Origin of the sequence: Nitratireductor thuwali (assembly GCF_036621415.1) — a bacterium.
Lineage (GTDB): Bacteria > Pseudomonadota > Alphaproteobacteria > Rhizobiales > Rhizobiaceae > Chelativorans > Chelativorans thuwali.
On record NZ_CP030941.1, the window covers coordinates 2509116 to 2522017 of the forward strand.

The window sequence follows — 12902 nt, forward strand, 5'->3', positions numbered from 1 at the left end:
GGCTATTCGCCCGCCAGGCTTACGTCGACGATCTGCCCCGGCTGCAGCCGCCCGGTCGCCTCGTTCGCCGGCTTGGCCTCGACGAGGAACACCAGCTTCTGCCGCGTCTCGATGGAGTAGATCACCGGCGGCGTGAATTCGGGGTCCGGCGAGATGTAGGATATGGTGGCCGAAAGGTCGGGCGGGCAGCCGTCGCAGCGCACGTTCAGCCGGTCGCCGACCGCGATCGAGGAAAACGCCACCTCCGGCACGTAGAGCTTCAGCTTCACCGCCCCGTCCGGCAGCATGGAGATCACCGGCGCGGACGGCCCGGCCAGGTCGCCCGCATTGCGCACGATGTCGTCCACGCGGCCGGCCGACGGCGCCTTCAGCATGCGCTCCGACAGCCGCCAGCGCGCCTCGTCGAGCGCCGCCTTCGCCTGGTCGCGCTGCTTTTCGGCCGCTTCGATGGCCTGCTTGCGGGCCGGCAGGCGGGCGACCGCCAGATTGGCCTCGGCCTCCCCCACCCGCGCGCTGGCAAGCTCTGCTTCCGTGCGCGCCTTGTCGCGCTCGGCCTGGGTGGCGATGCCGCGCTGGAACAGGTCCTCCGTCCGCGACTCCACGCGCTCGGCCTCGCTCTGTTGTGCCCTGGCCGAGGCGAGCGCGGCCTCCAGCACCGCGATCTCCTCCTCGCGCTTGCCCTGGCGCAGATCGGCGAGCCGCGCATCCGCCTCCGCCAGGGCCGCTTCGGCCCGGGCGACGGCGATCTCGGCATCCCGTCGTTCCATCTCCGCGACCGGCTGGCCCGCTTCCACCCGCGCGCCGCGGCGGACATTGACGGCCCGCACCTGCCCCGTCTCCAGCGGCGCCAGCAGCACATATTCGCCCTCGACATAGCCCACGGCCAAAGGCGCCGCCGGCCCGCATGCGGTCAGGAAAGAGGCGATCACGGGCAGGGTGCACAGAAAGCTCATGGCCTGCCTCCGCGCGCCTTGAGCATGGCGTCGAGATTGGCGCCCACCACCTCCACGACGCTTCCCGCTTCCCGCCCGCCGATTTCCGGCCAGCCCATGCGGCGGGTGACCGCCTCGCGCGCGATGCGGAAATAGACGATCTGGCCGATCAGCGTGAACACGGTAAGGCGGGTGCGCTCGCTTTCGGCGGGCTCGCCCGTCGCCGCTTCCCACAACTGGCAGAACCGCTTGTGCACCGGCTCGAAGACGCCGGCATAGATGGTATCCAGCGCCGCCGTCGGATGGGCGAATTCGCGGATCAGGAACTGCACGATATCGCCCGGCTCGGGCCGCACCAGAAGAAAGCCGACCATCCGCTCCAGCGCCTGCCGCAGCAGCGCCTCCGCCTCGGCCCGCGATTTCGGCGACGCCGTCTCCAGGCCCGCCGGCCCAAGGGCGCTTTCGGCGGCCCGGCCGATCAGGCTCACGATATAGTCCGCGCAGGCCGCCCGCAGCCCTTCCTTGCCGCCGAAATGATAGGCGATGGAGCCGATATTCGCGTCCGCCGCCGCCGCGATCTGCCGCGTCGACGTCGCCTCGAAACCGTTCTTGCCGAAAAGCCGCAGCGCCGCACGGATCAGCGCCTCCCGCGTCCGCTCAGCGCCGCTCTGGCGGGCGGTGCCGGCGGAGGCGGGCGGGCTGCCGGTGCTGCCGCCGGCGGGTTTTTCTGAGGGTCGTTTTGTCATCATTCGGTGATTTAATCATTCGATTGATTAAAGTCAACCGTTGATCATGGCCCGCTCAGATGGCAATGAGTGATCCACCGGCTGCGGAGAGACCCATGCCAACCGAGAGCGAGCGCAAGTTTTTCGTCGTCGACGACGGCTGGAGGGCGGAAGCCGCCGAGGCTTCCAGGATCCGCCAGCTATATCTGTGCACCGGTCCCGACCGCTCGGTGCGGCTTCGCTTCCGCGCGGGCCGCGCGCCCATGCTCACCTTCAAGTTCGGCGCCCATGCCCGCGACCGCCAGGAATACGAATATCCGGTGCCGGCGCAGGAAGCCGAGGAGATGGCGCGTTTTGCCGTCGGCAATGTCATCGAGAAGACCCGGCATCTCGTCCGCCACCGCGGCTATGTCTACGAGATCGACGAGTTCTCCGGCGCGCTGTCGGGCCTCGTCCTGGCCGAGCTGGAGACCGGCGACGAGGTCGGCGAGGCCGATCTTCCCGCCTGGCTCGGCATGGAAATCACCGGCAATCCCGCCTACTACAACGTCTCGCTCGCCCTCAACGGACTTCCGGAGCCTGGCACATGAGCTATCGCATCGACCCGGCGCTGCCCGTCGCCAGGGAGGTTCATCGCATTGCCGATGAGGAGATCGCCGCCATCATCGCCGGCCTGGAAACCATGCCCGGCGGTCGCCAGATGGCGGTCCATGCCGCCCGCAAGCGGCTCAAGCGGCTGCGCGGCCTGATGAAATTGGTCGGCGGCGGCAATGAAGCGTTCCACGACCGGTACAACAGGCTCTTCCGCGACCTGTCGCGGGCGCTGTCCCATGCCCGCGACGCCGACGCGCTGGTCGAAACCGTCGACCGCTTTCCGGACGAGGGCAAAGCCGGCGGAAGCGATCTGCAGGTCGTCCGCGAGCACCTGGCGAGCCGCCGCGACCGCATCGTTAACGAGACGAGCGCCTTCGACGAAGCCCGCGCCACCACGCTTGCCGGCCTGCGCGCGGCCCGCGAGGCCTTTGCCGGGCTCGATCTCCCGGACGACCCGGACGAGGGCGCGGCCCTGCTCGCCCGCGGCGCGCGCGATATGGTCCGGAAGGCCAAGCGGGCGCTCAGGCGCGCGCGCAAGCGAGGCGGGGCCGACGACTTTCACGAACTGCGCAAGGCGCTGAAATATCACTGGATGCATCTCGGCCTGCTGGACGACATGTGGCCGGGCGCCTCGTCCGTCCGCCGCAAGCGGGCCAACGCCCTGGGCGACCTGCTGGGCGAACTCAACGACATCGCCAACATGTACGAGGTGCTGGACGCCGAGGAGCAGGCCATCGGCGCGCCGGAAACCGTGGCGCGGTTCCGCCGGAAGCTGGAGAAGCGCGAAAAGGTGCTGCGCAAGGCCATTCTCGCCCGCGCCGGCGCACTATTGGAAGGCGAGGGCAAGAAGCTGAGGAAGAAGATAGGGCGCGCCATGGCAAAATCCGGAAAAGCCGCGTGAGCGGGGTTGTGGAGGACGCCCGGCCTTGCCAATGTCGGCGCCGTTGCCTCTCCTGGTGCAAGACCTGGCCTCGTCGATGACACAACAGACCGACAGCCTGCTGGACCGTTTCGGCCGCTTCCTGGCCCGCCGCCTGCAGGTGGAATCCTCCGGCTATCAGCCCTACACGCCGTCCGATCCGCAAACCCTGCACCGCACGCTGCAGCCGGGCGACGTGCTGCTGGTGGAGGGCAATCTGCGCATTTCGGCGGCCATCAAATACCTGACCCAATCGACCTGGAGCCATTCGGCGCTCTATGTCGGCGATGCGCTGGAAGAGCTGGGCGACGGCTCCGAGCGGCCGCGCCTCATCGAGGTCAATCTCGGCGATGGCTGCATCGCCGTTCCCCTGTCCAAATACCGCACCTACAACACCCGCATCTGCCGCCCGAGCGGGCTCACGCCCGACGACCGCAAGGCGATCGTCGATTTCATGGTGGCAAGCCTCGGCCTGCGCTACGACATGCGCAACATCTTCGATCTCCTGCGCTATTTCCTGCCCGCGCCGCCCGTGCCGGTGCGCTGGCGGCGGCGCATGCTCGCGCTGGGCTCTGGCGATCCCACCCGCGCCATCTGCTCCTCGCTCATGGCTCAGGCGTTCCAGGCCGTGCAATACCCCATTCTGCCGGACATAAGGCCCGTCCCCGGCCAGGCCTCGGCCGAATCCACCTATTCCCGCGCCGAGATCCTGCATATCCGGCACCATTCCCTCTTCACCCCCCGCGATTTCGACCTTTCTCCCTATTTCGAGATCGTCAAGCCGACCCTCGTCTACGGTTTCGACTACAAGAAGCTGCAATGGGCCGAGCCCGTGGAGCCAAAGGCGGTGGAGGCCGAGCCGGGAGCCGAAGGCGGGGAAGTGGCCTGACATGGAAAGCCACGGCGCGCTCGCGCTCACCTTCGCCCTGTTCGCCGTCTATGCGCTCTTCGGCAGAAAGCTGGAAGCGTCCGTGCTTTCCGGTCCGCTCATCTTCACCGGCCTCGGCCTTGCCTTCGCCTTTGTCGATTGGGCGCCGTTCTCGATCGCCGGCAACGCCGTCATCCAGTTCCTGGCCACGGTCACCCTGGTCATCATCCTGTTCCGCGACGCGGCCAATATCCGCATATCCGGCATCATCGCCGAGCGCGCCATCGCGGGCCTGTCCATGCGCCTCCTGGTCGTCGGGATCCCGCTGACGATCGCCGCCGGTGCCGCCGCGGCGATGCTCGTCTTTCCGGGCCTGGGGCTTTACGGCGCCATCATCCTCGCCATCGTGCTCACGCCCACCGATGCCGCGCTCGCCCAGCCCGTTTTCGGGAACCGCGACCTGCCGGAAGTCCCGCGCGAGGCGCTGGACGTGGAATCGGGCCTCAACGACGGCCTCTGCCTGCCGCTGCTGCTCGTGGCCCTGGCGCTGGCCACCGGCGCGGAAGGTCAGCCCGGATTTGCCGGCCACGTCTTCTTCTTCGCCGGGGAGTTGGTCTTCGGGCCATTGGCCGGTGGACTGATCGGCCTTGCCGGCGCCTGGGCCACTTTGCGCTACGTGGCGCTGGGCGATTCCGACCCGGCCACCCGCACGCCCATCATGGTCGCGCTCGCCGGGCTGGCCTATTTCACGGCAGAGATGGTCGGCGGCAACGGTTTTCTGGCCGCTTTCACCGCCGGCCTCGCCTTCGGCTGGCGGCTGCCGGACGACCTGGTGGAACGGACCTCGCGCTTTGCGACAACCGAGGGCTCGCTGCTGACCAACGTCACCTTCCTCCTCTTCGGTGCCGCCATCCTGCCGCGCGCATTCGGCGCATCGGCCGGCCCGGCGCTGCTTTACGCTGCGCTCAGCCTGACCGTGGTTCGCATGTTGCCCGTATGGATCGCTGCCATCGGAACTGATATCGGCCCGCGCGCCAGGCTGTTCATGGGCTGGTTCGGTCCGCGTGGCCTGGCATCGGTGCTCTACCTGGTCCTGGTGGTCGACCAGTCGGGCTTTGCCGATGCCGGCACAGTTACCGATATCGCCGTCTTCGCGATTTTCCTGTCCATTCTCCTCCACGGCATCTCGGCACCCTTCGCGGTGCCGATCTTCTTCGGAAGGGGGAAAAGCGGGTAAGCCCCGCTAGCGCTATAACCGCCGCCGCGCCCCGCGCGCCGTGACCGGCTCCGTTTCCAAGCAATTGCGGACGGAAAACCGGTTTCCACTTTTCCCGGAATCGCTCTGTGGCGAAGGCGGCGCGCCGCTCAATCGCTCATCTTCAGCGCCTGGATGAAGGCCTCCTGCGGGATCTCCACCTTGCCGAACTGGCGCATGCGCTTTTTGCCTTCCTTCTGCTTTTCCAGAAGCTTGCGCTTGCGGGTCACGTCGCCGCCGTAGCATTTGGCGGTCACGTCCTTTCTGAGGGCGGAGATGGTTTCGCGGGCGATGACCTTGCCGCCGATGGCGGCCTGGATGGGGATCTTGAAAAGGTGCTGGGGGATGAGGTCCTTCAGCTTCTCGCACATGACGCGGCCGCGCTTGTCGGCCTGGGAGCGGTGGACCAGCATGGACAGCGCGTCGACGGGCTCGCCATTGACGAGGATCGACATCTTTACGAGGTCGCCCTCGCGGTAATCGGTGAGTTGGTAGTCGAAGCTGGCATAGCCGCGGCTGATGGATTTGAGCCTGTCGTAGAAGTCGAACACCACCTCGTTGAGCGGCAGGTCGTAGACCAGCATGGCGCGTGAGCCGGCATAGGAAAGGTCGGCCTGGATGCCGCGGCGGTCCTGGCAGAGCTTGAGGATGGCGCCCAGATGCTCGTCGGGGGTGAGGATGGTGGCGCGGATCCACGGCTCCTCAATGGAGGCGATCTTCATCACGTCCGGCATGTCGGCCGGGTTGTGCAGCTCGATCTGCTCGCCGCTGATCAGGTTCATGCGGTAGACGACGCTGGGGGCGGTGGCGATGAGGTCGAGGTCGAACTCGCGCGAAAGCCGCTCCTGGATGATCTCCAGATGCAGGAGGCCGAGGAAACCGCAGCGGAAGCCGAAGCCGAGGGCGGCGGAGCTTTCCATCTCGTAGGAAAAGCTCGCATCGTTGAGGCGCAGCTTGCCGACGGCGGCGCGCAGATCGTCGAAATCGTCGGCATCGACGGGGAACAGGCCGCAGAAGACGACCGGCTGGGCCGGCTTGAAGCCGGGCAGCGGGCGCGTGGTCTGGCGCTTTTCCTCGGTGATGGTGTCGCCCACGCGGGTGTCGGCGACCTCCTTGATGGAGGCGGTGATGAAGCCGATCTCACCGGGGCCGAGGCTTTCCACCATGACCATCTTGGGCGTGATGACGCCGACGCGGTCGACCTGGTACTTGGCGCCGGTGCCGAGCATGCGCACGGTCTGGCCCTTCTTCAACTCGCCGTCGATGATGCGCACCAGAACGATGACGCCGAGATAGGCGTCGTACCAGCTGTCGACCAGCAGCGCCTTGAGCGGGTCGCCCGCCTCGCCCTCCCGGGGCGGCGGCAGGCGGTTGACGATGGCCTCCAGAACGTCTTCCACGCCAAGGCCGGTCTTGGCGGAAATCATGAGGGCGTTTGAGGCGTCGAGGCCGATGACATCCTCGATCTGCTGCTTGATGCGCTCGGGCTCGGCGGCGGGCAGGTCGACCTTGTTGAGGACGGGGACGATCTCGTGGTCGTTGTCGAGCGCCTGGTAGACATTGGCCAGCGTCTGGGCTTCCACGCCCTGGGAGGCGTCGACGACGAGCAGCGAGCCTTCGCAGGCGGCGAGCGAGCGGGAGACCTCGTAGGCGAAATCGACATGGCCGGGCGTGTCGATGAGGTTCAGCACGTAATGCTGGCCGTCCCTGGCGTCGTATTCGAGGCGCACGGTGTTGGCCTTGATGGTGATGCCGCGCTCGCGCTCGATGTCCATCGCGTCGAGAATCTGCTCCTTCATCTCGCGATGCTCCAGCGATCCCGTCATCTGGATCAGCCGGTCGGCGAGCGTCGACTTGCCATGGTCGATATGGGCGACGATGGAGAAATTGCGGATTCGGGAAAGGGGCGTCTTGGTCATGCCCGCGCGTATAGAGCATTTGGCCAGCGCTTGGGAAGGCGGAATCGAGCCCGCCTTCCCGGCCGCTCTCAGGCGTCTTCCGGCAATTCGTGCGGGTAGGAATGGTGCTCGTGGGCGATGCGCCACTCGCCCTCCTCCCTGCGCAGGCCGAGGGTGAGGCGGACGCGGTTGCCGACGACGCCGACGATGCCGCAGGCATAGGCGATGTCGCCGCCCACCTCGACGCGCATCTCCTCGATGTCGAAGGAGCCGGGGCCGCCGGGGCTGTAGCGGAAGAAGAGCTCCCAGGTCTTGCGGTATTCCTCCATGCCGCGCGCCTGCAGCGGCATCGGCACGTCGAACATCAGGATGTCGGCCGTGTGGCGGGCGAGCACGCCCTCCATGTCGCCCTCGCGCACGGCCTTCGTCCAGTCCTCGATCAGCGCGCGCACGCGCGCCACTTCCTCGTTGCGGTCCATCGGCATCCTCCGAATGTTGATGGACCAAGGACGGCCGACGGGCCGCCCCGCCGACAGCTCAGTCGTAGGAAAGATGCGTCGCCTTGCCGCCGAAGACGCGGTAGGCATAGATCGTGTAGCCGAGGATGATCGGCAGCACGATGACCGTGCCCACCAGGATGAAGCCGAGGCTCTCCGACGCCGCCGCAGCCTGCCAGATGGTGATGCGGTCGGGCACCACATAGGGATAGAAGGAATAGGCAAGGCCGGCAAAGCCCAGCGCGAACACGAATGCGAGGGCCACGAAGGGCTTCAGCGAATGGGCATCGTCGGGCGCCGGCAGGCGGTAGCTCATGCGCCAGAGCCACAGGAACAGGCCGGCGGATATGATCGGCAGCGGCGCCAGCCAGACGATCTCCGGCAGCGAGAACCACTTTTCGAAGATGCGCGGGCTGGTCAGCGGCGTGGCGGCGGAAACGGCGGCCATGCCGCAGGCGGTGAAGACCAGCGCGCGGCGCAGCCAACGCACGGCCTTTTTCTGCAGATCGTCTTCGGTCTTGTAGATCAGCCAGGCGGCGCCCATGGCCGCATAGGCGGCGGCAAGGCACACGGCGACCAGAAGCGCGAAGAGGATGGCGGACAGGCCCTGCTCCAGGCCGAGCACGTAGATGCCGAGCATGTAGCCCTGGGCAAGAGCCGCCAGCGCCGACCCGGCGAAGAAGATGCAATCCCAGCGGCGCTTGCGGTAGGCCGGCACCTTGGCGCGGAAATCGAAGGCGACGCCGCGCAGGATGAGGCCGAAAAGCAGCAGGAAGACGGGAATGTAGAGGGCGGTGAGAATGGTGCCGTGGGCGATCGGGAAGGCCACCAGAAGCAGGCCGACGGCGAGCACCAGCCAGGTCTCGTTGGCGTCCCAGAAGGGACCGATGGCGGCGATCATCACGTCCTTCTCCTCCTTTTCGGCGGCGACGAAGAGGATGCCGATGCCGAGGTCGAAGCCGTCGAGGATGACGTAGAGCAGGATCGACAGGCCCATCAGGCCGGCGAAAATGAGGGGAACCAGCGTCGGCCAGTCGATGTTCATGGGTCTACTCCGGTCCACTGAGGAAGAGGGGTGGCGGCTGTCGCATCCATGCCTTTTCCGGTCATCGTCATTCTCCCGCCCTCATCGGCTGGTCGAGGGCCCTGTCCTGCACGACGGGATCGGGCTGGCGTTCGCCTTCCCGCGCGGCCTTCACCGCCAGATAGATCAGCACGCCGATATAGACGATCAGGAGAACGGCGTAGAGCGCCAGGTAGCCGGCCAGCGTGAAGGCCACCTGGCCGCCGGTGACCGGCCCGACCGCCTGCTCGGTCTTCAAGACGCCATGGACCAGCCAGGGCTGGCGCCCGATCTCGGTCGTATACCAGCCGGCAAGGACCGCTACCCAGCCCGACACGGCCATCGGGACCAGGGCATAGGCGACCGGCCGGGGCAGCCGGTTTCTGCGGAACAGGTACCAGGCGGCGGTCCACGACACGACCAGCATCAGCACGCCGATGCCGACCATGATGCGGAAGGCGAAGAAGACCGGCGCGACGGGCGGGTGCTCGCCCTCGAACTGGTTGAGGCCCGGCACGACGCCTGCCGCGCTGTGCCTGAGAATGAGCGAGGCAAGGTCCGGGATCGCGATCTCGAAGCGGTTTTCGCGCGCAGCCTCGTCGGGCCAGGCGAAAAGAACGAGCGGCCTGTTGGGGCCGGTTTCCCAATTGGCCTCCATGGCGGCGATCTTTGCCGGCTGATGCTCGAGCGTGTTTAGGCCGTGCTGGTCGCCCACGAAAATCTGGATGGGGATGAGGATGGCCCCCAGGGCGACGCCGGTGCGCAGCGTCTTCCACATGGATTCGGAACGGTCGCCCAGGAGATAGCGGAGCGCCGACAGGCCGGCGATCAGGAACGCCGCCGTGAGGCCGGACGCCAGCAGCATGTGGACGAGGCGGTAGGGGAAGGAAGGATTGAAGATGACCGCCCACCAATCAAGCGCGTGGGCCACGCCGTCGCGCATCTCGAAACCGGCAGGCGTCTGCATCCACGAATTGAGCGCCAGTATCCAGAAGGCCGAAAAGGTGGTGCCGGTGGCGACGAGCGCCGTCGCCAGCGTGTGCACACGGTTCGACACGCGGCGGAAGCCGAACAGCATGATGCCGAGGAACACCGCTTCCAGAAAGAATGCGGTCAGCACCTCATAGGCCAGGAGCGGGCCGGCGATATTGCCGACGGTCTCCATGTAGCCCGGCCAATTGGTGCCGAACTGGAAGCTCATGGTCACGCCCGACACCACGCCCAGCGCGAAGGAAAGGGCAAAGACCTTCACCCAGGTGAAATAGGCCTGCATCCAGGCGTGATCGTTGGTGCGGTTGTAGCGGAGCTTGAAATAAAGGAGCACCCAGCCGAGCGAAATGGTGATTGCCGGGAACAGGATATGAAACGAGATATTCGCTGCGAACTGGACGCGGGAGAGCAAAAGCGGGTCCACCGGGACCTCCCTTCGTGATTGTCGCGAGCAAGGGTAGGCTGCCGGGCGGCCAGCGTCAAAGCGGCGCGCGGTCGCTGCGTCATCCCGCCGCCTTGCGCGCGCCGGGCGCCGGCGGCGCACGCCGGCGCCATCGGCTCCTTAACCGAAACTTCACCTCAAGGGCACAAATTCCGACAGCCGGTTTACGCTGGGGAAGGTGGGCGTGTCCGGGACGATTGGGGGACGAGCATGGGTGATTATGAAAGCGCCGCGACCGGATGGTCAGCGCTGGTGGCGCAGGATGGCGGCGCCTCGCCGGGTCTGGTGGCGCTCTTTTCCAGCATTCTGATCCTGGCCTGCCTGGCTGTGATGCAGGTCTGGCGCATGCATGTCGGCACGCGCGGCGCGGGCGCGGAACGCGACGCCGGCGACATGATCGCGGCGGCGGTGCGGGGCCTGCGGCTGCGCTATATCGTGGTGATGGGTGCGCTCATCATACCCGGAGCCTTCTTCATCCTTGGCTCGCATGTCACCAATGCCCGCTTTTCCAACGCCACTTCCTTTGCCGATCTGGTCGCCGAAGCGGCCGAAACGACCAATGTCGCCGTCCGCACCGCGCTTCAGATGGCCGACCCCGCGACCGTGAACTCGGGCTGGACCGAAAAGGCGCTGGCGGTACACGCGCAGCAGCTCGAACGGATCAGCGGGAAGATGGAGGCGGTATGGCCGCGGCTCGACGCCGACATGCAGGAGCGCCTGACCGTGGCTACGCCCTACGGCCCCAGAACGCCTCTGGCCATGCTCAAGGAATTTCACGACCAGGTCCGCGAGGCCTCGCAGGCGAGTGCTGAAGAGCGTGCCCAGGCGGGCAAATACCTCACCGGCGTCACCCACCTGGTAGTCGAGCCGGCGCTCGATCAACTGTCGGCAGCGGTTCGCCAATACAACCGGGAACTGGCCAACCGGGTCAAGCTGACGATCAACATCGTGGCGGTCGTGCTGCTCGCGTTCGCCGCCGGCATCCTGCTCCTCATCTTCCTGCCGATGGAACACTCGATCCGCGACGCGCTTGCCCGGCTCAAGAAGGCGCTGGAGGACGCCAAGTCCGCGGACCGGGCGAAATCGGAATTCCTGGCCAATATGAGCCACGAGATACGCACGCCCATGAACGGCGTGCTGGGCATGTCGGAACTGATGGCAAGCACCGAACTGGATCCGCGCCAGCGGACCTACAACGACGTCATCCTGAAATCCGGCAACGCGCTTTTGACCATCATCAACGACATCCTGGATTTCTCCAAGATCGACGCCGGCCATGCGCATCTGGAGGCAGCGCCCTTCAACCTTGCCGAAACGGTCGAGGATGTGGCGACGCTGGTCTCTTCGCGCGCTTCGGAGAAGGACCTGGAACTGATCGTCCATGTCGACCCGTCGCTGCCCGAGTGGGTGGTCGGCGACATGGGCCGCATCCGGCAGATCCTGACGAACCTTGCCGGCAATGCCGTCAAATTCACCGAGAGGGGCCATGTGCTGATCGACGTGTCGCGCGACGGCGACCAGATCCTGTTTCAGGTGATCGACACCGGCATCGGCATTCCGGAGGAAAAGCTGGCCAGCGTTTTCGAAAAGTTCAGCCAGGTGGACTCGTCCTCGACGCGCCGGCATGAGGGGACGGGCCTCGGCCTTGCCATCGCCTCGCGCCTGGTCGACCTGATGGGCGGCAGCGTCGGCGCCACCAGCACGGTCGGCGAAGGGTCGAATTTCCACTTCCGGCTGCCCCTTGCCGCCCACCAGGGCTGCGACCCGAGGCCGGTGCGCGTGCCTGCCGACATGGAGGGCGCGCGGATCCTGATCGTCGACGACAATGGGATCAACAGAAAGATACTCGCCGAGCAGATGCGCAATTGGAACCTCGACTGCTGCGCGGTGGAAAGCGGCGCGGTGGCCCTGGCGTTCATCGAGGAGGCCGAACGTGGCGGTGCGGGCGTCGACCTGATGGTACTCGACTATCAGATGCCGCAGATGAGCGGGGCGCAGGTGCTGCGCGAAATGCGCGCCCGCGGGCTTCTCGAACGCATCGGCGTCGTGCTGCTCACCTCCGTCGACGATACGATCGCGCTCCGCGAGCTGAAATCGTCCGGGGCGGAGGCCATCCTGACGAAGCCCACCCGCTCGGCGCTGCTGCGCGAAACGATCGAGGAAGTGCTGGCCGGAATGCAGGAGCCGGGCAGGCAGCCGAAGGACCGGCGGCCCCATCCCGAACCGGAAAGGCCCGCTCCCGTGATCCCGCATGGGCCGAAGCTTGTGGAGATGCAGGAAAGGGAGCCGGCGGTGGCGGCGAGGCCTGAGACAGGCGACGTTGAAATACTGGTCGCCGAGGACAATGAGGTGAACCAGCTCGTCTTCGAGCAGATCCTGGGCGGCATGGGGCGCCAGTTCGCCGTGGCCGAGAACGGACGCGAGGCCGTGGACGCCTGGCGCCGGCACCGGCCGGCGCTCATCCTGATGGACGTCTCCATGCCCGAGATGAACGGGCATGAGGCAACGCGCGCGATACGGCGCGCGGAAGAAGCCGAAGGAGTGCCGCGCACGCCCATCATCGGACTGACGGCGCACGCGCTCGAGGGGGACCGGGAGCGCTGCCTGGAAGCGGGGATGGACGACTACATGACCAAGCCGGTGTCGCCGGCGCGGCTGGAAGCCAAGATTCGCGAATGGCTGGCGGACGAGCGCCGTGCGTCCGCGGGCGAATAGGCCC

The 12902-nt window shown here is 66.7% G+C and carries 11 protein-coding genes; 5 read left to right on the forward strand and 6 right to left on the reverse strand.

The genetic code is table 11. The features are described from left to right. Positions 1-2 precede the first annotated feature (2 nt). Positions 3-953 carry an HlyD family secretion protein gene (locus NTH_RS12260; protein ID WP_338530274.1) on the reverse strand — a complete coding sequence of 317 codons (951 nt, stop codon included), beginning with the start codon at positions 951-953 and terminating at the stop codon, positions 3-5. Continuing rightward, positions 950-1678, reverse strand: coding sequence for a CerR family C-terminal domain-containing protein (locus NTH_RS12265; RefSeq protein ID WP_338530275.1), 729 nt, complete (start codon positions 1676-1678; stop codon positions 950-952). Before NTH_RS12265 ends, NTH_RS12260 begins: the two co-directional genes overlap by 4 nt. Positions 1679-1773: 95 nt before the next feature. Here NTH_RS12265 and NTH_RS12270 point away from each other — a divergent pair, with 95 nt between their 5' ends. The 4 genes from NTH_RS12270 to NTH_RS12285 all read left to right on the forward strand — a co-directional run bounded on the left by NTH_RS12270 (position 1774) and on the right by NTH_RS12285 (position 5275). Continuing rightward, positions 1774-2247, forward strand: coding sequence for a CYTH domain-containing protein (locus tag NTH_RS12270; protein ID WP_338530276.1), 474 nt, complete (start codon positions 1774-1776; stop codon positions 2245-2247). After that, positions 2244-3152 carry a CHAD domain-containing protein gene (locus tag NTH_RS12275; protein WP_338530277.1) on the forward strand — a complete coding sequence of 303 codons (909 nt, stop codon included), beginning with the start codon at positions 2244-2246 and terminating at the stop codon, positions 3150-3152. The genes NTH_RS12270 and NTH_RS12275 overlap by 4 nt, the downstream gene beginning before the upstream one ends. A 76-nt stretch (positions 3153-3228) precedes the next feature. Continuing rightward, complete coding sequence (locus tag NTH_RS12280; protein ID WP_338530278.1) at positions 3229-4059, forward strand: lipo-like protein; 831 nt, start codon at positions 3229-3231, stop codon at positions 4057-4059. Between the two features lies 1 nt (position 4060). Further along, on the forward strand, positions 4061-5275 hold the full coding sequence (locus NTH_RS12285) for a cation:proton antiporter (protein ID WP_338530279.1): 1215 nt from the start codon (positions 4061-4063) through the stop codon (positions 5273-5275). A gap of 128 nt (positions 5276-5403) precedes the next feature. Here the strand turns inward: NTH_RS12285 and lepA are convergent, their stop codons facing one another. The 4 genes from lepA to NTH_RS12305 all read right to left on the reverse strand — a co-directional run bounded on the left by lepA (position 5404) and on the right by NTH_RS12305 (position 10165). Continuing rightward, positions 5404-7212, reverse strand: a complete 1809-nt coding sequence (gene lepA, locus NTH_RS12290) for a translation elongation factor 4 (RefSeq protein ID WP_338530280.1) — start codon at positions 7210-7212, stop codon at positions 5404-5406. 68 nt (positions 7213-7280) lie between these two features. Next, positions 7281-7670 carry a nuclear transport factor 2 family protein gene (locus tag NTH_RS12295; protein ID WP_338530281.1) on the reverse strand — a complete coding sequence of 130 codons (390 nt, stop codon included), beginning with the start codon at positions 7668-7670 and terminating at the stop codon, positions 7281-7283. A gap of 58 nt (positions 7671-7728) precedes the next feature. Continuing rightward, entirely contained in the window at positions 7729-8733 is a 1005-nt protein-coding gene (locus NTH_RS12300; RefSeq protein ID WP_338530282.1) for a cytochrome d ubiquinol oxidase subunit II, read from the reverse strand. Positions 8734-8800: 67 nt separating this feature from the next. Next, on the reverse strand, positions 8801-10165 hold the full coding sequence (locus tag NTH_RS12305) for a cytochrome ubiquinol oxidase subunit I (protein ID WP_338530283.1): 1365 nt from the start codon (positions 10163-10165) through the stop codon (positions 8801-8803). A 228-nt stretch (positions 10166-10393) separates the two neighbouring features. Between NTH_RS12305 and NTH_RS12310 the strand changes: the two genes are divergently transcribed. Next, positions 10394-12898 (forward strand): hybrid sensor histidine kinase/response regulator, encoded by a 2505-nt coding sequence (locus tag NTH_RS12310; protein ID WP_338530284.1) that lies wholly within the window; start codon positions 10394-10396, stop codon positions 12896-12898. The last annotated feature ends 4 nt before the right edge of the window (positions 12899-12902 follow it).